At 72.8% G+C, this 20,310-nt stretch carries 16 protein-coding genes; 9 read left to right on the top strand and 7 right to left on the bottom strand.

The window, feature by feature from the left end:
* Positions 1 to 19: 19 nt before the first annotated feature.
* Genes ACIQ87_RS05360 through ACIQ87_RS05350 form a run of 3 tightly spaced genes read right to left on the bottom strand, consistent with a single transcriptional unit; the run spans position 20 to position 3,262 of the window.
* Positions 20 to 1,237, bottom strand: coding sequence for an MFS transporter (locus ACIQ87_RS05360; protein ID WP_402401773.1), 1,218 nt, complete (start codon positions 1,235 to 1,237; stop codon positions 20 to 22).
* 1 nt (position 1,238) lies between these two features.
* Positions 1,239 to 2,801, bottom strand: coding sequence for a class I adenylate-forming enzyme family protein (locus ACIQ87_RS05355; RefSeq protein WP_402401770.1), 1,563 nt, complete (start codon positions 2,799 to 2,801; stop codon positions 1,239 to 1,241).
* Entirely contained in the window at positions 2,798 to 3,262 is a 465-nt protein-coding gene (locus ACIQ87_RS05350) for an acyl-CoA thioesterase (RefSeq protein ID WP_402401767.1), read from the bottom strand. Before ACIQ87_RS05350 ends, ACIQ87_RS05355 begins: the two co-directional genes overlap by 4 nt.
* A gap of 180 nt (positions 3,263 to 3,442) precedes the next feature.
* Between ACIQ87_RS05350 and ACIQ87_RS05345 the strand changes: the two genes are divergently transcribed.
* The 3 genes from ACIQ87_RS05345 (at position 3,443) to ACIQ87_RS05335 (ending at position 8,129) form a co-directional block, all read left to right on the top strand.
* The gene (locus ACIQ87_RS05345) at positions 3,443 to 5,053 is read left to right on the top strand and encodes an AMP-binding protein (RefSeq protein ID WP_402401764.1); all 1,611 of its coding nucleotides are present in this window, start codon (positions 3,443 to 3,445) and stop codon (positions 5,051 to 5,053) included.
* Positions 5,054 to 5,184: 131 nt separating this feature from the next.
* Positions 5,185 to 7,224 (top strand): thioredoxin domain-containing protein, encoded by a 2,040-nt coding sequence (locus tag ACIQ87_RS05340; protein ID WP_402401761.1) that lies wholly within the window; start codon positions 5,185 to 5,187, stop codon positions 7,222 to 7,224.
* A gap of 44 nt (positions 7,225 to 7,268) precedes the next feature.
* Positions 7,269 to 8,129 carry a GNAT family N-acetyltransferase gene (locus tag ACIQ87_RS05335; protein WP_402401758.1) on the top strand — a complete coding sequence of 287 codons (861 nt, stop codon included), beginning with the start codon at positions 7,269 to 7,271 and terminating at the stop codon, positions 8,127 to 8,129.
* Positions 8,130 to 8,157: 28 nt separating this feature from the next.
* Here the strand turns inward: ACIQ87_RS05335 and ACIQ87_RS05330 are convergent, their stop codons facing one another.
* A complete protein-coding gene (locus ACIQ87_RS05330) occupies positions 8,158 to 9,090 on the bottom strand; it encodes a hypothetical protein (protein WP_402401890.1) in 933 nt (310 codons plus the stop codon).
* 292 nt (positions 9,091 to 9,382) lie between these two features.
* Between ACIQ87_RS05330 and ACIQ87_RS05325 the strand changes: the two genes are divergently transcribed.
* From ACIQ87_RS05325 to ACIQ87_RS05315, 3 genes are all read left to right on the top strand, one after another.
* Positions 9,383 to 10,069, top strand: a complete 687-nt coding sequence (locus ACIQ87_RS05325) for a papain-like cysteine protease family protein (protein ID WP_402401755.1) — start codon at positions 9,383 to 9,385, stop codon at positions 10,067 to 10,069.
* Positions 10,070 to 10,077: 8 nt separating this feature from the next.
* Complete coding sequence (locus ACIQ87_RS05320; RefSeq protein WP_402401752.1) at positions 10,078 to 10,986, top strand: hypothetical protein; 909 nt, start codon at positions 10,078 to 10,080, stop codon at positions 10,984 to 10,986.
* Between the two features lie 405 nt (positions 10,987 to 11,391).
* On the top strand, positions 11,392 to 12,051 hold the full coding sequence (locus tag ACIQ87_RS05315; RefSeq protein WP_402401750.1) for a hypothetical protein: 660 nt from the start codon (positions 11,392 to 11,394) through the stop codon (positions 12,049 to 12,051).
* Here ACIQ87_RS05315 and ACIQ87_RS05310 read toward each other — a convergent pair.
* Positions 12,022 to 12,696, bottom strand: coding sequence for a hemolysin III family protein (locus tag ACIQ87_RS05310; RefSeq protein WP_402401747.1), 675 nt, complete (start codon positions 12,694 to 12,696; stop codon positions 12,022 to 12,024). The two genes, ACIQ87_RS05315 and ACIQ87_RS05310, sit on opposite strands and share 30 nt — an antisense overlap.
* Positions 12,697 to 12,980: 284 nt before the next feature.
* Between ACIQ87_RS05310 and ACIQ87_RS05305 the strand changes: the two genes are divergently transcribed.
* On the top strand, positions 12,981 to 14,807 hold the full coding sequence (locus ACIQ87_RS05305) for a phosphoenolpyruvate carboxykinase (GTP) (RefSeq protein WP_402401745.1): 1,827 nt from the start codon (positions 12,981 to 12,983) through the stop codon (positions 14,805 to 14,807).
* Between the two features lie 140 nt (positions 14,808 to 14,947).
* Here ACIQ87_RS05305 and ACIQ87_RS05300 read toward each other — a convergent pair whose 3' ends face one another.
* Entirely contained in the window at positions 14,948 to 16,162 is a 1,215-nt protein-coding gene (locus tag ACIQ87_RS05300) for a pyridoxal phosphate-dependent aminotransferase (protein WP_402401741.1), read from the bottom strand.
* Between the two features lie 231 nt (positions 16,163 to 16,393).
* On the opposite strand from ACIQ87_RS05300, the gene ACIQ87_RS05295 reads away from it, so the two are divergent.
* On the top strand, positions 16,394 to 17,146 hold the full coding sequence (locus ACIQ87_RS05295; RefSeq protein ID WP_402401739.1) for a prepilin peptidase: 753 nt from the start codon (positions 16,394 to 16,396) through the stop codon (positions 17,144 to 17,146).
* A gap of 240 nt (positions 17,147 to 17,386) precedes the next feature.
* Here ACIQ87_RS05295 and ACIQ87_RS05290 read toward each other — a convergent pair whose 3' ends face one another.
* A complete protein-coding gene (locus tag ACIQ87_RS05290) occupies positions 17,387 to 18,994 on the bottom strand; it encodes a chitinase (protein WP_402401736.1) in 1,608 nt (535 codons plus the stop codon).
* Between the two features lie 399 nt (positions 18,995 to 19,393).
* On the opposite strand from ACIQ87_RS05290, the gene ACIQ87_RS05285 reads away from it, so the two are divergent.
* Positions 19,394 to 20,188: an isoprenyl transferase gene (locus ACIQ87_RS05285; RefSeq protein WP_392873769.1), complete on the top strand. Its 795-nt coding sequence runs from the start codon at positions 19,394 to 19,396 to the stop codon at positions 20,186 to 20,188.
* The last annotated feature ends 122 nt before the right edge of the window (positions 20,189 to 20,310 follow it).

Genomic DNA, 20,310 nt, shown 5'->3' with positions numbered 1-20,310 from the left:
GAACCGGTCCGACGCTCCGTCAGCCGCGGGCGCGGGCGACCGGGACGATGCAGAGCAGGGCGATGGCCGCCACCGCGGCGGTGAAGACGGCGGCGGTGTCGAGCAGGGTGGTGGCGCCGAGCAGGAGGCCGGTGCCGACCACCGGCAGGGACAGCCCGAGGTAGGCCGAGGTGAAGTAGCCGGAGACCAGTCGGCCGGCCTGGTCGGGGCGGGCGTTGGCGGAGAGCAGGGCCAGACCGGAGCGGAAGGCGAATCCGGCGGCCCCGCCGGACACCGCCGCCCCGACCAGGAAGAGCGACAGCGACACGGCCGGGATCGCCGCGACGACCGACACCAGCCCGGCCGGGAGGACGGCCATGCCGGCGATGACGCCTGTCCGGGGTGCGACCCTGCTGCCCCAGACCTGGGCCAGCGCGGCCGCCGTGAACGCGGTGCCGGGGGCGACGCCGACCATCAGGTGATTGGTGATGTGCAGGCCGTCCCGCAGGAAGGTGCCGGCCAGGGCGGCGAACAGGCCGAGGGTCGCGAACGGGCCGAGCGCGGCGAGCGCCGAGTAGGCGAACGCCGACCGGTGTTCGGCCGGGATGCGCAGGCGCTGCGGGCGGAGGGGGACCGGGCCGGCGGCGCGGACGACGGTCTCCGGGAGCGCGAGCAGGGCGAACCCGGGCAGTAGCAGGGCGGCCAGCGCCAGGTACGGAAGGAGCATCGGGCCGGGGCCGTACTGGACGAGGACGCCGGAGAGCATCGGTCCGATGCCGAGGCCCGCCATGTTGGTCGCCGAGGCCACCAGGGCCGCCTTGCGCCGGTCGGCCAGCAGTTCGCCGAGGTAGGCCGTCGCCGCGCCGGAGGACAGGCCCACGGCGAAGCCGCACAGCAGCCGTCCGCCCAGGATGCCGGGCAGGGTGGGCGAGGCGGCGAACAGGGCGCAGCTGAGCAGGCCCAGACAGAGGGCCACCAGCAGGATCGGGCGGCGGCCGATCCGGTCCGACATGCCGCCGAACAGCAGCAGCGTGCAGAGCGTGCCGAGCGCGTAGGTGGAGAACACCGCCGTCACCAGCAGCGGGGTGAGCCCGAGTTCGTGCGCGTAGAGCGGATAGACCGGGGTGGGCACGGTGGCGCCCGCGATCAGGGTGCACATCAGCCAGGCCACGACCCAGGCGGCCCGGGGTCGGCGGCTGGGGTCCGGGATGCCCGCGGGGGTTCCCGGACCCGACCGGAGGGTCTTCTCGACTGCCATGTCAGGGTTGTCCGTGAGCTCCGTCGGCAGCGTAGGTCCGGCGCATCGCCCGCTTGAGGGCCTTGCCGGTCACGCCGGTGAACTCCTCGCTCCCCTTGGTGAGGATCCGGTCGGCCGGCAGCAGGGCGGCGGCGGTCAGGGTCTCGTTGATCCGCGTCAACAGCCCGTCCAGGTCGGCGGCCGGGTCGGCGAGTTCGACGGCCAGCACCAGCTCCCCGGTGTCCTCCGACTTCACCAGCGAACAGTCCTGCAGCCCGGGGAAGTTGCGCAGGATCAGCTCCTCGGTCTGGGTGCTGTAGACCGTGCCGCGGCTGGTGGTGATGGCGTCCGTGGTGCGGTCGACGTGGTAGAAGCGGCCGTCCTCGTCGCGGAAGGCGAAGTCCCCGGTGAGCCAGTAGCCGCGCACCCGGTTCTTCTCGCTGAGCAGCGAGTTGTTCCAGTAACCAGCCGTCACCGTCGGCGACTTGAGGCCGAGCCGGCCGACCGTGAACGGGCCCAGCGGTTCGTCCTGGTCGTCGAAGACCTGGGCGTCTATCCAGGCGAACGGGCGGCCTATGCAGCGGCCGTAGCGGTCGCTGGTCGGCGTGTGCACCTGGCGGAACATGGCGAAACCGAACTCGGACGAGCCGAAGTTGTCGATGAACAGGGACCCGGGCTGCTGCCGCCCCGAGCGGTCGGTGTGGTTGCCGAGCGCGACCAGCTTGCGGATGTGCTGCTCGTGGTTGGCGTCGCCGGTGCACATCCAGTACGAGATGGAGGCGAAGTCCGCCGGGTCCAGGTCCAGTCGGCAGAGGTCGACGAAGACCTTGGGGAATCCGACCACCAACTGCGGGCGGAAGGCGGCGAACCGCTCGACCAGCCGCTTCGGGGAGCGCTCGGTGGCGAGCATGACGTCCAGGCCGCGCAGCACCCCGGACATCAGCACCGAGATCGCCGAGGCGTGGCTCTGCGGCAGCACGGACAGGATGCGCTCGCCGAGGTCCGCGTCGGCCTGCTGCCTGATGCCGAAGAAGAAGCCGTAGTGGTTGAACTGCACGGCCTTCGGCACGCCGGTGGTGCCGGAGGTGTGGGCGATCAGCACCGGGTCGTTCTCGGTGTGCCGGAAGTACGTGACCTGGTCCGGCGAGTACGGGTCCGCCTCGTAGTAGGGCAGGTCCAGCGCGTCCTTGGCCAGCCGCTCGGGGTCCGAGACCACGGCCACGGCGCCGACCCGCTGGATGAAGGCGCGGGCGGTCTCCGGGTCCAGCGAGCTGTTCAGGAAGACCGGGATCGCTCCGAGCTTGGTCAGCGCGATGTAGTGGATCAGGTACCGCACGCTCTCGCCGAGGAAGACGGCCACCGGATCCTTGGCCCGGATGCCGTCGTGGTGGAAGCCGGCCGCCACCCGGTCGGTCAGTTCGTCCAGCGCGTTCAGGGTGAACCTGTGAACCCGCTCGCCGCCGAGCGTCAGGTACGGCACGTCCAGTTCGATCCGGCTCTGCGCGGCGCCTCGGGTCGCGGCCGCGGCCAGGCGGAAGAGGTTTCCGGCCCCGAGCCGGGGGTCGTCAAGCAGACCACTGCTCATTCTTCGCTGTCGTCCCTCGTCGCGAGCCAGTGCCGCAGGCCGGCCTGGATGTCGTCAGGAATGGGAACGGCCCGGTGCGTCTCCAGGGAGGTGAACACCAGGACCGTCCTGAACCGCGCACGCACCTCGCCGGCGTCGGTGCCGCGGTACTCGTAGCCGATGGTGAGCGACTTGGTGCCGATCCGCTCCACCGCGAGCTCCAGCGTCAGGCTGTCGCCGAGGCGGCTGGGTGCGAGGAAGTCGCACTCCAGCCGGACGGTCGGCACGCCGAGCAGGCGCTTGGTGAACAGGGCGGCGTAGTCGACGCCGAGGCAGCCGCCGAACCAGGCCTCCTGCACCTCGTTCAGCAGCACCAGGTACTGCGGGTAGAAGACGATGCCGGCGGGGTCGCAATGGTGGAAGAAGATCCGGCGTTCCAGCCGGAACCGCCGGCCTTCCGGTTCTCGACTGGCCGGCTGCATGACCGCGTCTCCTTCTCCGGGCTCGATCTTCGCCGCCACTCTCGCCCGGCTCCCGGCGGTCGGGCTCGCGGCTGGCAGGAAGTTGCCATTCCCGGCCCGTGCCGCTGGCAGGAAGCGGTCGATTCGAATGTCCGATCGTTCCCGGACCCGAGGGTGGGTCGTCAAGTCTCCGGAGGAGCCATGGACGCATCGATCCCATCCGCGCACGTCGACACCTTCGCCCGCGACCATCTGCCGCCGGTCGAGGAGTGGCCCGAGATCCTCGTCGACCTGCCCGAGCTGCGCTACCCGCGGCGGCTCAACTGCGCGGCGGAGCTGCTCGACGGGACGATCGGCCGGCTCGGCGGGGACCGGCCCTGCCTGCTGGACCAGGCGGGCACGGTGTGGTCCTACGAACAGGTCGCCGAACTGGTCAACCGGACGGCCGAGGAGCTGGTGCACGGCCACGGCCTGCGGCCGGGCAACCGGGTGCTGCTGCGCGGCCCCAACTCGCCGTGGCTGGCGATCTGCTGGCTGGCCGTGATGAAGATGGGCGGCGTCGCCGTCACCACCATGGCCCTGCTGCGCGCCGTCGAGCTGCGCGAGGTGATCGCCAAGGCCGAGGTGCGGTTCGCGCTGTGCGACGAGCGGTTCACCGAGGAACTGGAGCTCGCGGCCGGGGACGACCTGACCGTGGTCCGGTACGACGTGCACGACGGCGGCGAGCTCGGGCGGCAGGCCAAGGCCCGTACGGGCGTGTTCCCGGCCGTGCCGACGGCTGCCGACGACGTGGCGCTGATCGCCTTCACCTCGGGTACCAGCGGCGTGCCGAAGGCCACCGTGCACTTCCACCGGGACGTGCTGGCCATCGCGGACACCTTCTCCGCCCGGGTGCTCCGGCCCGAGCCGACCGACCTGTTCGCCGGCAGCCCGCCGCTGGGCTTCACCTATGGGCTCGGCGGTCTGCTGATCTTCCCGCTGCGTGTGGGCGCGGCCAGTCTGCTGCTGGAGGAGACCACGCCGGACAAGCTGTTCCGGGCGGTGGCCCGGCACCGGGTGAACGTGCTGTTCACCTCGCCCACGGCCTACCGCCGGGTCCTGGACTCGCTGGACGACTACGATCTGGCGAGCCTGCGGCTGTGCGTCTCGGCCGGCGAGACGCTCCCGTCGGCGACCTGGCAGGCCTTCGAGCGGGCCACCGGGCTGCGGCTGGTCGACGGCATCGGCTCCACCGAGATGCTGCACGTGTTCATCTCGGCCGCCGGCGAGGACATCCGGCCGGGCGCCACCGGCCGGGTGGTCCCGGGCTTCCGCGCGCGGGTCGTGGACGAGAGCGGGGCCGAGGTGCCGGACGGAGTGCCGGGCCTGCTGCAGCTGAAGGGCCCGACCGGCTGCCGCTACCTGGCGGACCCTCGCCAGCGGGCTCAGGTGCGGGACGGATGGACGTTCACCGGTGACGTCTTCATCAAGGACACCGACGGTTACTTCTGGTTCCAGGCGCGCTCCGACGACATGATCGTCAGCTCGGGCTACAACATCGCCGCGCCCGAGGTGGAGAACTCGCTGTTGCGGCACCCGGCGGTCGCGGAGTGCGCGGTGGTGGGCACGCCGGACCCGGGGCGCGGCGAGATCGTCAAGGCGTACGTGGTGCTCGCGGCCGACCACCAGCCGGGAGAGGAACTCGTCGCCGCACTGCAGTCCTTCGTCAAGAGCGACATCGCGCCGTACAAGTACCCGCGCGCGATCGAGTTCACCGCCGACCTGCCGCGCGGCAACACCGGAAAGCTCCTGCGCGGCGCCCTGCGGAAGTGAGCCGCACGGGGGAGCCCGACCGGGGCGATCCCCGTCCGCCGGGTGACGGCGCGTGAGCGGACAGCGGCCGGGCGGACGGACACGCGTGGGTTCCGCCGTCGGGTTCGGGGCGCTGTGAGAGGCTGGGTCGCATGAACCGGTTGGCTGGTGTGACCTCGCCTTATCTGCTTCAGCACGCCGATAACCCGGTCGACTGGTGGCCCTGGGAGCAGGCCGCCTTCGACGAGGCGCGGCGGCGCGGTGTCCCGGTGCTGCTGAGCGTCGGGTACGCGGCTTGCCACTGGTGTCATGTGATGGCACACGAGAGCTTCGAGGACGCCGGGCTCGCCGAGTACCTCAACGAGCGGTTCGTCGCGGTCAAGGTGGACCGGGAGGAGCGGCCCGACGTCGACGCCGTGTACATGGAGGCGGTGCAGGCCGCGACCGGGCAGGGCGGGTGGCCGATGACGGTGTTCCTCACCCCCGACAAGGAGCCGTTCTACTTCGGCACCTACTTCCCGCCGCAGCCCCGGCACGGCATGCCGTCCTTCCGGCAGGTGCTGGAGGGCGTGGACGCCGCCTGGCGGGACCGGCGGCAGGAGGTCGGCGAGGTCGCCGGCCGGATCCGGGCCGACCTGGCCGAGCGGGCCGCCGTCTACTCGGCCGGCGCCCACCACCCGCCCGGCGAGGCCGACCTGCACCAGGCGCTGGTGACCCTCAGCCGGGACTTCGACCAGAACCGCGGTGGCTTCGGCGGCGCGCCCAAGTTCCCGCCGGCCATGGTGCTGGAGTTCCTGCTGCGCCACCACGCCAGGACCGGCTCGGAGGCGGCGCTGGAGATGGCCGTCCGCACCGGCGAGGCGATGGCCCGCGGCGGCATCCACGACCAGCTCGGCGGCGGCTTCGCCCGGTACGCCGTGGACGCCGGCTGGGTGGTGCCGCACTTCGAGAAGATGCTGTACGACAACGCGCTGCTGCTGCGGGTCTACCTGCACCTGTGGCGGGCCACCGGATCGGGCCTCGCCCGCCGGGTCGCGCTGTCCACGGCGGACTTCCTACTGCGCGAACTCCGCACGCCCGAGGGCGCGTTCGCCTCCGCGCTGGACGCCGACAGCCTGGACGAGGAGACCGGGCAGTCCGCCGAGGGCGCGTACTACGCGTGGGAGCCCGGCCAGTTGGTCGACCTGCTGGGCCCCGCCGACGCGGCCACCGCCGCCCGGCTGTTCACCGTCACCGCCGAGGGCACCTTCGAGCACGGCGCCTCGGTGCTCCAACTCCTCGCCGACCCTGAGGACTTCGCCGAGTACGAGACGATCCGGGCGCGGATGGCCGAGGCCCGGACGGCCCGGCCCGCCCCGGCCCGGGACGACAAGGTGGTCGCCGCCTGGAACGGCCTGGCCGTCGCCGCGCTCGCCGAGACCGGCGCCCTGCTGGACCGCCCCGACCTGGTCGAGGCCGCCGAACGCGCCGCCGACCTGCTGCTCGCCGTCCACCTCACCCCCGACGGCCGGCTGCTGCGCACCTCCCGGGACGGCCGGCCCGGCGCCAACGCCGGCGTGCTGGAGGACTACGCGGACACCGCCGAGGGCTTCCTCGCGCTGTACGCCGTCACCGGCGAGGCCTCCTGGCTCCAGCTGGCGGGCGGCCTGCTCGACACCGTGCTCAAGCACTTCACCGACGAGGCCTCCGGTGCGCTCTACGACACCGCCGACGACGCCGAAGAGCTGATCCGCCGCCCGCAGGACCCGACCGACAACGCCACCCCGTCCGGCTGGACGGCCGCCGCCGGGGCGCTGCTCACCTACGCCGCGTACACCGGCTCCGACCGGCACCGCACGGCCGCCGAGCGGGCCCTCGGCGTGGTCGGCGCGCTCGCCGGCCGGGCACCGCGGTTCATCGGCTGGGGCCTCGCCGTCGCCGAGGCGCTGCTCGACGGGCCGCGCGAGGTCGCCGTGATCGGCCCGGACGGCGACCCGGCCACCGCGGCGCTGCGGCGGGCCGCGCTGCTCGGGACGGCGCCGGGCGCGGTGGTCGCGGTCGGCGTGCCCGGGGAGTCCGAGGTGCCGCTGCTGGCCGACCGGCCGCTGATCGGCGGGGCGCCCGCGGCGTACGTCTGCCGGCACTTCGCCTGCGACGCCCCGACCACCGATCCGGCGGCGCTGGCCGAGAAGCTGGGCGTGGCGGTCGAGTAGCCAAATCGTTGGCGCACCGGTCCCGGCCCAGTCCACCATGGGTCATGACCTGGACCTTCAGCACCTCCCTCGACGAGTTCCGCGACCGGGCGGGCGGCTTCCTGGCCGCCCGCCCCGCCGAGAACACCGTCCTGCTCACCATCGCCCACCGGCTCGCCGAGGCCGGCCTGACGGTGTTCGGCGAGCCGCCGGTCTTCGGCTGGTGGCGGGCCGAGGAGGGCGGCCCCGTCGCGGGTGCCTTCCTGCAGACGCCGCCGTTCGACCCCCGGCTCTCCTCCATGCCCCCGGCCGCGGCCGCCGAACTGGCGGTCGAACTGGCCGCCGCCGGGCCCGGGTTCACCACGGTGACCGGCGTCGGCGGGGGAGCCGAGGCGGTCCGCGCCTTCGCCGGCGCCTGGACGGCCGCCACCGGTACCCGGCAGTCCGTCCGCTTCGACGAACGGCTCTACCGGCTCGGCGAGTTGGCCGACCCGCCGCGCCCTCCTACGGGCCGCCACCGGCTGGCCGGCCCGGCCGACCGCGAGCTGGCGATCCGCTGGTACGAGGAGTTCCTGGTCGAGGCCGAGATCGAACTCCCCGACGTCCCACGGGCGGTGGACGAGCGGATCGCGAACGGCTGCCTGCACCTGTGGGAGGACGACGGCCGCCCGGTCGCCCTGGCCGGCAGCAGCCCGGTCCTCGTCGGCATGTCCCGCATCGGCCCGGTCTACACCCCCGCCGCGAGCCGCGGCCACGGCTACGGCACCGCCGTGACCGCCGCGACCTCGGCCCACCTCCTCGCCCATGGCGCCACCGAGGTCCTGCTCTACACGAACCTCGCCAACCCCACCAGCAACTCCATCTACCGGCAGATCGGCTACGTGCCGGTGGAGGACTCCCTGATCATGGACTTCGCCCCGGAGTGAGGGGGGCGGCCGCAGCAGCCGGCTCCGCTCACTCCCAGTCCCAGCGGATCCCCAGCAGGCACGGCCGCAGCGCCGTCGCGACCAGGTGGACGCAGTGGTGGCCGTCGAGGGTGAGCTCCTCGGTCTCGTACGGGTCGGCGCCGGGGGAGTGGAGGGCGAAGCGGTGGCAGCGGACGGGGAGGGCGGCGGGGTGGAAGGTGACCTGGAGGACGTACTGGCCGGCGCCGGCGTTGAAGCCGCGGACGTACTCGCAGCTGGGCTCGGGGGAGGGGGCGTCGTCGAAGCCGTAGCCGAGCAGGTGGGTGTCGCCGGCGCGCAGGCGGCGGTCGAGGAGGAGTTCGGCGGCGAGCAGGTGGTGGGCCTGGTCGCGGCGGATGCGGCCGGGGCGGCAGTTCTCCTCGGCGCGGACGCCGACGCGGGCGATGTCGCTGCCGGGGTCGCCCTGGTAGAGGGCGAGGTAGCGGTCGATGCCGTCGCGGTGGGCGCGCAGGGCGTGCTGGGAGTCGCGGCGGGCGAGCTGGCGGTCGGGGCCGACCCGGATGCGTTCGATGTGGGTGATGGTGTGCAGCCCGGTGTCGCGCGGGCCGGCGAGGGTGGCGAGCAGACCGTCGACGGCCACCGCGGGGGAGATGAGGTCGCGGTAGGGGCGGACGGGTGGGCCGACCGGGGCCGGCTCGGCGGCGCGGCGGGGGCCGAGCAGCCGGGTGAGGGAGTGTTCGGGCAGGTCGAGGACGTCCTCCAGGGCGGCGACGGCGCGCAGTGACTCGGCGCGTTCCGGGCGGCGGCGCCCCTGCTGCCAGTAACTGAGGCTGGTGAGGCCGACGTTGACGCCGCGCAGTGCGAGGTGGCGGCGGATGCGGTGCAGGGCGAGGCCCCGGGTGGAGATCGCGGTGCGCAGGGCGAGGTGGAAGGGGCCGGTGCGCAGGGCGGCGGCGAGGTCGGCTGGGTCGCTCTTGTGGATGGCGGCCTCCTGGGGGCGGGGGTCCGGCTCGGGGACGGCTCGGGCGGTTCGGGGCGGACCGGCTTTTGACCGTGAATATTCACATCGGTGCGGAGGTTTGTCACCGGTCCTGGCCTGCTGCGCGGGGCTTTCGCGGGCGCCGTTCACATCCGCGCCCGTCCGTTCACACCTCGCTCCTGGCCCCACCGAGGGCCGTTGACCCGTACCTGACGAGAGGCGATGCTCGGGGCGCGATCCGGACCGCGCCCCCACACGGCACCTCGCTCCACTCGCGCAAGGAGGCACTTCCCCCATGCCAGTTCCACGAATACGGCTGCGCCGCGCGGTCTCCGTGCTCGCCCTCGGCGTGCTGGGCCCGGCGCTCACCGCCGCGGTGGCCGCACCCGCGATCGCCGCCCCCGCCGCACCCGCGACCGCCGCTCCGGCCGCGCACCAGGACCGGGCCGCCCACCAGGTCCGCGAGGCCGCCGCGCCCGGCAGCACGGCCGACCTGGCCGGCACCTACAAGAAGCTCAACATCACCATGCAGCAGCAACAGCAGACCAACTGGTGCTGGGCGGCGAGCGGGAACACCATCGCCACCTGGTTCGGCTACAACTACAGCCAGAACCAGTTCTGCAACGCCGCGTTCGGCCGTGCCGCCAACTCCTCCTGCCCCAACAGCCAGGCCACGCTGGCCGATGTGCAGAACGGGCTGAACTGGGTCGGCATCAAGCCGGGCTCGTACGTCAACGGGTACCTGAACTACGGCACCGTGCAGTCCGAGGTGAACGCCGACCGCCCGATCGAGACGCGCATCCAGTGGAGCTCGGGCGGCGGCCACATGCACGTCCTGTACGGCTACGACACCGGGAACAACTGGGTCTACTGGGGCGACCCGTGGCCCTCCAACTACCGCTACAACTGGGCGGATTACTGGTACTACGTGAACAACGACACGTTCTCGTGGACCCACTCCCTGTACCGGATCGGCGCGTGAGGGCGACCATGACCGAGACCACGGGCCGCCGTCGGGCCGCCACCACCGTCACCGCCGCCGCCCTGCTCACCGCCGGCCTCGCGTCGGCGCTCGCCCCGGCCGCGTACGCGGACTCGCCGTCCGCCCCGGCCCCGGTGCCCGCCGCCGAGCTGGCACAGGCCCGCAGCGCGGTCCAGGACCCGGCCGTCCTCGACAAGGTCGGCCACTTCTTCGCCCGCAAGGGAGTCCCGCCGACCCGGCAGCTGACCATCGGCGCCGCCGAGGAGGCCCGGGCGGCGAGCGCGGCCGAGCCGCGGCTGGCCGGCGACACCGTGCCGGTGTACCTCCTGGACCCCGGTTTCGTGGCCGGCACCCCGGGCGCGCCCATCGCGAAGGCCGAGTTCACCGCCAGCAAGGTGGTCGCGGCGGACGGGCAGAGCGCCTCGGTCTGGACCGTCCGGCAGGGCGGGGCCTGGAAGGTGGTCAACATCGCCTCGGGCGGTGACGAGAGCGACTACGCGGCGAAGGCGGCGGGCAGCGGCGGCGGCACCGCCTTCCGTGAGCCGCAGGTCAACGCCTGGTACGTGCTGCGCGACGGCCGGGTGCTGCCGCTGGACGACGAGGCCCGGCGCTCGGTGGGCGCGGGTGGGGTCACGCTGGCCGCGTACCAGCAGCTCGTGCACCAGCGGTACGGGGACAAGCTGCCCGGCTCGGCGTACGACCGGGCGGGCAGGGGCGGCGGCTACGAGGCGGACGCCGCGTCGCAGCCCGGCGTCGCGTCGCAGCCCGACACCGCACCCCGGCCCGCCGCCGTGGCGGAGGCCGCGGGCGGCGGTTCGCCGCTACCGGCCGTGACGGCGGTGGCCGCCCTGGGCGCCACCGCGCTGGTGGGCGCGGGCGCCGTGCTGCGGCGGAGGACGGGCGTCCGGCGCGGCTGACGGCGGGCGGGGACCGGTCGGGCCGGCCCCCGCTGCCCGTGCGTACCCCCACGTCGGACACGCGCGCGTAAGAGATAAGAGAACAGTGGGAGTGCCGAACCCGGCCCTCGACCCCGCGGTCGAGGGCCGGGTTCGGCGTTCCCGGGGCGGCCCCGGTGTCTGTCGTCGGACCGGGCGGCGCGGCAGGGCTCTGCCACGCTCCGTGATGTGTCCTGGAAGTGCTGCTTCCACACAAGGAATTGACGCAACGTTGATCTGTCGTTCGCCGCCCCTGGGCAGTCGGCCATGACTGTCGGTAGATACCATGTGGCAATCGGTCAGTGCTGGCCGACGCGTGCCGAGAGCGGAGAAGAGGTGGGGCGGCGGGAGCCGACCACGAGCCCGGCACCGGGAAAGGGGACCGAGGTGGCCGACGCGGACGACAAGCAGATGAGCGCCCAGGTGTGGGGCTCGGCGGTGGTGGTGGGATCGGCGCTGGCCGTGGTCGCGGCCTATCTGATCAACGGTGCCCCGCTGGTCCTGGTGGTCGCCGGGATCGAGACCGTGTTGCTCATGGTCTACGTCGCCCGCCGCTGGCGTGCCCTGTACGGCGGGCCGGCCCCGGTCCGGCACCGCCCGCGCCGCGGCACCCCGGACGCCGCACACTGCGAGCGCTGCCGCCGGGCCCGCGAGGCGCTGGACGCCCGGGAGGCGCGGGCCCGCTCGGCCGGCGCGGTCCGGCGCTCCGGATCCGCGACGCTCCCGACCCCGCCCGTCGCGCCGGGCGAGCCGCACCGGCCGTCGCCCGGGCCCTCCCGGGAGTCGCACGGCGAGCTCCACCGCGCGCACGGGGAGCCGCACGGCGCGCACGGCGAGCCGCACCACGCGCACGGGCTGCCGCAGGACGGGGGCCCGCAGTCCGAGCCCGGTGGCGCCGACCACCCGGCCTACTCGCGCCGCCCGCAGATCCGGGCCCCCTATGAGCGGCCCTGGACGGCGGAACGGGCGGCCGGCCGGTCCGTGGACCGTTCGACCGCCCGTCGGGGTGCGCCGGGCTCAGCCGGCCGCGCTGTACGCCACCAGTGAGACGCCGACGTACTGGACGATGAACGCCCCCAGGGTGAAGGCGTGGAACACCTCGTGGAACCCGAACCAGCGCGGTGAGGGGTTGGGCCGCTTGAGGCCGTACACCACGCCGCCGATGCTGTAGAGCACCCCGCCGACGATCATCAGCACCAGGACGGCGACGCCGCCGGTGCGCAGGAAGTCCGGCAGGAAGAAGGCGGCGGCCCAGCCCAGCGCGAGGTACACCGGCGTGTACAGCCAGCGCGGCGCGCCGACCCAGAAGACCCGGAACGCGATCCCGGCCAGCGCGCCGCCCCAGACCGCCCAGAGCAGCAGCCGCTGGGCGGCGCCCTCGAGCAGCAGCATCGTGAACGGCGTGTAGGTGCCGGCGATGATCAGGAAGATGTTCGCGTGGTCCAGCCGGCGCAGCACGGCGTCCCCGCGCGGTCCCCAGTCGAAGCGGTGGTACACCGCGCTGACCCCGAACAGCAGCCAGGCGCTGACCGAGTAGATCGCGCAGGCGATCTTGGCGGGCCTGGAGTCGGCCAGGCAGATCAGCACGATCCCGGCGGCCACCGTGGCGGGGAACATCCCGGCGTGCAGCCAGCCGCGCCACTTCGGCTTGCTCTCCGTGAGTGCACTCTCCGCGAGCGCAGCAGCAGTCATGCGCAGCATGCTACCCGTTACCTACGGCTCCGTAGGTTACTGACGCGTAGGAAGTGGCGATCATCACTGTTGGACGTTTTGGAGTAATTGAAGTGTGGCGCCGCGCACTCCGTCGGGGGTTCGGCTGGCATATTACTCATCAGTAATCATACTGGCTGTAGTAAAAGATGCGTCAATTTCGACGCTTCGCCGCGTTCCGGCCTTGGGTCCGGAGCTACGCTGCAAGCACCCTCAGACCCCCGCGACGCCATCTCCTCGCCGAGATGGCGTGAAACGGAGCGATCGTGTCGTACGAGATCTCTGCTCTCAGCGCATCCGCGCCCACCCGCCACAAGCAGCTGCTCGCTTGGGTGAGCGAGATCGCCGAGCTCACCCAGCCGGACCGCATCGAGTGGTGCGACGGTTCCGACGAGGAGTACCAGCGCCTCGCGGACCTGCTGGTGGCTCAGGGCACCTTCAAGAAGCTCAACGAGGAGAAGCGCCCCAACTCCTACTACGCCGCCTCGGACCCCACGGACGTGGCGCGCGTGGAGGACCGCACCTTCATCTGCTCCGAGCAGGAGAAGGACGCCGGACCGACCAACAACTGGAAGGCCCCCGCCGAGATGCGGGAGCTGTTCCAGGGCGAGCAGGGCCTCTTCCGGGGCGCGATGAAGGGCCGCACGATGTACGTCGTGCCCTTCTCGATGGGCCCGGTCGGCTCCCCGCTGGCCGCGTACGGCGTCGAGATCACCGACTCCGCCTACGTCGCCGTCTCCATGCGCGTGATGACCCGCATGGGTCAGGCCGTGCTGGACCAGCTCGGCGAGGACGGCGACTTCGTCCGGGCCGTGCACACCGTCGGCGCCCCGCTGGCCGAGGGCCAGGCGGACGTGCCGTGGCCGTGCAACACCACCAAGTACATCTCGCACTTCCCGGAGACCAAGGAGATCTGGTCCTTCGGCTCGGGCTACGGCGGCAACGCCCTGCTCGGCAAGAAGTGCTACGCGCTGCGCATCGCCTCGACCATGGCCCGCGACGAGGGCTGGCTGGCCGAGCACATGCTCATCCTGAAGCTCACCCCGCCCAACGGTGAGGCCAAGTACGTCGCGGCCGCCTTCCCCTCGGCCTGCGGCAAGACCAACCTGGCCATGCTCCAGCCGACGGTCCCGGGCTGGAAGGTCGAGACGATCGGCGACGACATCGCCTGGATGCGCTTCGGCGCCGACGGCCGCCTGTACGCCATCAACCCCGAGGCCGGTTTCTTCGGCGTCGCCCCCGGCACCGGCGTGGACACCAACGCCAACGCCATCGACACCCTCTGGGGCAACACCGTCTTCACCAACGTCGCCCTCACCGACGACGGCGACGTGTGGTGGGAGGGCCTCACCGAGGAGCCCCCGGCGCACCTGACCGACTGGCGCGGCAACGACTGGACCCCCGAGTCCGGCACCCCGGCCGCCCACCCGAACGCCCGCTTCGCCGTCCCGGCCGCGCAGTGCCCGACGATCGCCCCGGAGTGGGAGGACCAGGCGGGCGTGCCGATCTCGGCGATCCTGTTCGGCGGCCGCCGCGCGACCGCCGTCCCGCTGGTGACCGAGTCCTTCGACTGGCAGCACGGCGTCTTCCTCGGCGCCAACATCGCCTCCGAGAAGACCGCCGCCGCCGAGGGCACCGTCGGCGAGCTGCGCCGCGACCCGTTCGCGATGCTCCCGTTCTGCGGCTACAACATGGGTGACTACTTCGCCCACTGGCTGAAGGTCGGCGCCCAGGCCGACGCCGCCAAGCTGCCGAAGATCTACTACGTCAACTGGTTCCGCAAGGACGCCGAGGGCAAGTTCGTCTGGCCCGGCTACGGCGAGAACAGCCGCGTGCTCAAGTGGATCGTCGAGCGCCTGGAGGGCACCGGCGAGGGCGTCGAGACCCCGATCGGCGTGCTGCCGACCGTCGAGGGCTTCGACCTCGGCGACCTGGACCTGTCCAAGGAGGACCTCGACCTGCTCTTCACCGTGGACGCCGACATCTGGCGCCAGGAGGCCGCCCTCGTGCCGGCCCACCTGGAGACCTTCGGCGACCACACCCCGAAGGAGCTGTGGGACGAGTACCGGAACCTCGTCGCGCGTCTCGGCTGAGCCTGAGCCTCAGCCGCGACAGAGGCGGGCGCGCGGCACGAACCGCGCGCCCCGCTGAGCGGCAGGACGGCCGGAGTTCCGCCGGGCGATCTTTCCCCGACCAAGGAGATCGCCCGGGCCGGAGCTCCGGCCGTAGTGTTTCACTGCTGGACGTAACCGCCGAGGAAGTCGCCGATCCGGGTCACCGCGTCGGTGATCTCCTCCGCCCGGGGCAGCGTGACCAGCCGGAAGTGGTCCGGCTCGGGCCAGTTGAAACCGGTGCCCTGGACCAGCAGGATGCGCTGGGAGCGCAGCAGGTCCAGCACCATCCGGGCGTCGTCCCTGATCTTGTGGACCTTGGGGTCCAGCCGGGGGAAGGCGTACAGCGCGCCCTTGGGCTTGACGCAGCTGACCCCCGGGATCCGGTTCAGCAGTTCGTACGCGGCGTCGCGCGAGGCGTGCAGCCGGCCGCCGGGCAGCACCAGGTCGCGGATCGACTGCCGCCCGCCGAGCGCGGCGGCCACCGCGTGCTGCGCGGGCATGTTGGCGCACAGCCGCATCGAGGCGAGCACGGTCAGGCCCTCGATGTAGCTGCGGGCCCGGTGCCGGTCGCCGGACAGCACCATCCAGCCGGAGCGGAAGCCCGCGACCCGGTACGCCTTGGACAGTCCGTTGAAGGTGACGCAGAAGAGGTCCGGGGCCAGGGTGGCCAGCGGGACGTGTTCGGCGTCGTCGTAGAGGATCTTGTCGTAGATCTCGTCCGCGTAGACCACCAGGTCGTGCCGGCGGGCGATCTCCGTGATGCCCTCCAGCACCTCGCGCGGGTAGACCGCGCCGGTGGGGTTGTTCGGGTTGATCACCACGATGGCCCTGGTCCGGTCGGTGACCTTGGACTCGATGTCGGCGAGGTCCGGGTACCACTCGGACTGCTCGTCGCAGCGGTAGTGCACCGCGGTGCCGCCGGCCAGTGAGACCGAGGCGGTCCACAGCGGGTAGTCCGGGGCCGGGACGAGCACCTCGTCGCCGTCGTCCAGCAGCGCGGTCATGGCCAGCTGGATCAGTTCGGAGACGCCGTTGCCGAGGAAGACGTCGTCGACGCCCAGGCCGTGCAGCCCGCGCTCCTCGTAGTGCATGACCACCGCGCGGCGCGCGGACAGCAGACCCTTGGAGTCGCCGTAGCCGTGGGCGTCGGCGAGGTTGCGCAGGATGTCCTGGAGGATCTCCGGGGGCGCCTCGAAACCGAAGATGGCCGGGTTGCCGGTGTTGAGCTTGAGGATGCGGTGGCCCTGTTCCTCCAGCCGCATCGCCTCGTCGAGCACCGGGCCGCGGATGTCGTAGCAGACATTGGCGAGCTTGCTGGACTGGATGACCTGCATGTCCGCCTACTTTAGGGGTACGGAGGGGCCGTGCGGTGGGCCTTCGCGGGGGTGCTTCCGCGGGTCTGAACGGCCCCCTTGGATCGGCAGGCGGGGGTGGCGGGCGGCCTTCCGAACCAGCAGTCGAATGTCCGGAATGCTCCTGTATGCGAGGGGCGTCGCCGTACTGCCGTGCGGAACGAGACGGACGGCACACCGTCCGGCCGCCCGGCGCGGGAGGATGTGCCCGACGTGTCGGTCGAGGAGGTCGAGGTGGGGGGTGCGTCGATGGTCCCGGTCGTGCCGGTGGCGGCGCTGGTCGGTCTGCTGGCGGCCGCGCCGCTGCGCGGGCTGATCGCCCGGTTCGCGGTGCCGGAGGGCGAGCCGTGGTGTGACGGCTGCCCGGCGTGCGGCCGCACGGTGCGCCTGCTGCCGCCGACCGGGCGCTGCCCGGGCTGCCGGGAGCGGCTGGGCGCCGGCCCCTGGGCGGTGGAGGCCGTCGCGGTGGCGGTCGCCGTCGCGGTGGCGTACGCGGCGGACGGGCTGGTGGTGGTGACCCTGGCGCTGGCCTGGGCGGCGACGCTCGGCGTGGCGCTCGGCTTCGTCGACGCGCGGGTGCGCCGGCTGCCGTACCGGCTGACCGTGCCGCTGCTCGGCGGGGTGACGGCGCTGCTGCTGGCGGCGGCGCCGAGCGCGGGGCCCGCGGTGGCGCTGCGCTGCCTGCTGGCCGCGCTCGCGGTCGGGGCCGTGCTCGAACTGGCCGTCTGGCTGGGCGCGTTGGGCCCCGGGGACTCCCCGCTCGGGCTTGCCCTGGGCGGGCTGCTGGGTTGGTACGGCTGGTCGGTGGCGCTCGGTGGGCTGTTCGCCGCGATGGTCCTCGCCGGGCTGTGGGGCACCCTGCGAGCCCTCGCCGCGCTGGCCCGCCGCCGCCCGGTGCGCGGACTGGACGTTCCGGTCGGCCCGTTCCTGCTGCTCGGGGCGCTCGTCGCGGTCCTTGCTCGGTGAGCGCGCGCCCCTCGGCACCGGACTCGGCGGCGCCCCGGCGTCCGTGGAGGGGCGGCGCTGATAAGAGGGGACGACGGTAGTAAAGGGGAGAGGAACGGAAGGGCCCGCCGCACCGGTCGGTGCGACGGGCCCCGCCGCCGACGCGCAGGCCCCACCCTCAAGGAGCGGCGCGCCGGGGGAGTTGAGCTCTGGTGGCCGTGACGGTGGCCGCGGCCGTGAGGTGACCGCGGCCGGGCGCCGTTACGGCATCTTGTGGACGAACGGGCCGACCGCGTTGGAGAACGCGTTGCCGTTGTTGACGTCCCAGTTGGTCGACCAGGTCATCGCGCCGCGGATGGTCGGCCACTTGGCCGGCGGCACGAAGCTGCCGCAGTTGTTGCCCGTGGCCAGGCAGTCCAGCGCGTTGTTCACCACGGTCGGTGAGACGTAGCCGCCGCCCGCCGCCTTGGTGGAGGCCGGGACGCCGATGCCCACCTGGTCCGGCCGCAGCCCGCCCTGGATCTGGGTGCAGACCTGCGAGGTGATGAAGTCGATGGTGCCCTGGTTGTAGACCTTGCCGTCGCAGCCGTTCATGCCACCCGAGTTGTAGAACTGGGTGTTGACGACGGTGAGGATGTCCTTGGTCTTCAGCGCCAGCTGGAAGTAGGCGCCGGAGGTGTTGTACATCCCGATGGTCTCGGGGGCCATGGTCAGGACGAAGCCGGGGCCGACCTTGGCCTGCAGGGCGTGCAGCGCGTCGCCGAGCGGGCCGGCCTGGACGCCGTTCTCCAGGTCGACGTCGATGCCGTCGAAGCCGTAGTCCTTGATGATCGCGTAGGCGCTGTCGACGAAGTTGGCGCCGGCGGTGGCGTCCCCGACGGTGATCGCGCCGTTCTGGCCGCCGATGGAGAGGACGACCTTCTTGCCGGCCGCCTGCTTGGCCTTGATGTCGGCGCGGAACTGGGCGTCGCTGTAGCCGCCGAGCGCCTTGGACAGGCCCGGGTCCAGGGTGAAGCTGATCGCGCCGGTCCTGGTCGGCACGGCGTCGGCGAAGGACACCGCGATGATGTCGTAGGCGCTCTGGACGTCGCCCAGTCGCTGCACGGTCGAGTTGTTGTCGAAGTTCTGCCAGTAGCCGGTGACCACGTGGGCGGGCAGGCCGGTGGCCGGCGGGGTGGTGTTGGTCGGCGTGGCGGTGGGGGTCGGCGTCGTGGTCCCGGTGGGCGTCGCGGTGGGGGTCGGGCTCGCCGTCTGGGTGGGCGTCGCGGTCGCCGTGGGGGAGGCGGTGGCCGTCGGCGTGGCGGTGGGGGTCGCGGTCGGCGACGGGGTGCCGGTGCCGCCGGGGCCGACCAGCGCGACGTCGTCGGCCAGGTAGGCGCTCTGGCCGTACCAGCCGTGCAGGTAGACGGTGACGCTGGTGGCGTTCGCCCCGGTGGTGAAGGTGGTGGACAACTGGTTCCAGCTGTTCTGGTTCGACCAGACGGACGGGTCGGTGCCGCCGGTGCCGCGCGCGCCGAGGTAGACGTACGGGCCCTGGACCCAGGCGCTCAGCGTGTAGCTGGTGTTGGGCAGCACGCTGATGGTCTGGGTGCACTCGGCGGTGTCGCCGGCGCCCGGGGTGGCCTGGAGCGCGCCGGTGCCGGAGTGGACCGGGGAGGAGACCGTGGTCGCGGCGCCGGTGCAGGTCCAGCCCCCGAGCCCGCCGTCGAAGCCGCCGTTGTTGACCAGGTTGCCGACCGCCGCGCTGGCACCGCCGGCGAAGAGGGCCAGGCCGCCGCCGGCCAGGGCGAGGGCGGTGGCACCGGCCGCGACGGCCGGAAGGGGGCTGCGCCGGCGCTTGTGCGAGGACTGGTTCAGCGTGCGGGCCATGGGGCGACGCTCCTGGGGGAGGAGCGGCCGCCGCGGTGGGGGGCGCGGCGGCCGCGTGTGGGGGAGGGGAGGTCCGAAGTGAGCCTGCGGGGCGGAGCCGGAGGATCGTTCCGTCCCGGATCAAAAGCTGGACTAGACCATTGCTGGTCGTCAAGCATCGGAAGGACGGCTTACGGTTCCGTTAAGGATTCGGAGACCGTTCCGTGTCCGCGCCCCGGGGGCCGCGGAACGCGCCCGTCGCCCGTCCGGACGAGCCCCGACACGCCCGTCGGGACAGACTTCGCACAGGACCGTGACCAGACCGCTACCTGGGGCTTTACCGTGCACCTGCCCGCCGGAGTAGGCTGCGCCGGGGGCGGTGACGCACCAGATGCAACGAGCAAAGAGGGGCCGGCAAACATGGGTCTGCGCGATGTCGTCGAACGGACGCCGGGGCTGCGCACCATGCTCGGAGGGATGTACGGGCTCTACGGCCGGCGGGTCGAGGTCCACCTCGCGAGCACCCCGCGCCACATCGGAGTGATCCTGGACGGCAACCGCCGCTGGGCCAAGGCGGCCGGCGGCTCCACCGCGTACGGCCACCAGCGCGGCGCCGACAAGATCAGCGAGTTCCTCGGCTGGTGCGACGAGACCCACGTCAAGGTCGTCACCCTCTGGATGCTCTCCACCGACAACCTGGACCGGCCGGCCGACGAGCTCGTCCCGCTGCTCGGCATCATCGAGGACACCGTCACCGGACTGGCCGCCGCCCGCCGCTGGCGGGTCAACCCGGTCGGCGCGCTGGACCTGCTGCCGCAGCACACCGCCGACGTGCTCAAGCGGGCCGCCGAGCAGACCGCCGACATCGACGGCATAACGGTCAACGTCGCGGTCGGCTACGGCGGCCGGCACGAGATCGCCGACGCCGTCCGCTCGCTGCTCCAGGAGCAGGCCGGGCGCGGCACCTCGATCGAGGAACTGGCCGAGATCCTGACCGTCGAGCACATCGCCGAGCACCTGTACACCCGCAACCAGCCCGACCCGGACCTGATCATCCGCACCTCGGGCGAGCAGCGACTGTCCGGCTTCCTGCTCTGGCAGAGCGCGCACAGCGAGTTCTACTTCTGCGAGGCGTACTGGCCGGCCTTCCGCAAGGTCGACTTCCTGCGCGCGCTGCGCGCGTACGAACAGCGCAACCGCCGGATGGGGTTGTAGCCCCGGGCAGCCCCGCCGGCCCCGGCGCGGCACCTCGGCCGGCCCCGGCCCTCCGGAGGAAATGACCGCCGTAGGCCTGGCCTACCCGGCGCCCGCGCGAGGCCAAACGTTCACCGGCGATG

The organism is Kitasatospora sp. NPDC096204, from assembly GCF_044763205.1.
Classification (GTDB): Bacteria; Actinomycetota; Actinomycetes; order Streptomycetales; family Streptomycetaceae; genus Kitasatospora.
Note: the sequence above shows the minus strand (reverse complement) of the source record. Positions and strands in the feature narration are given on the sequence as shown.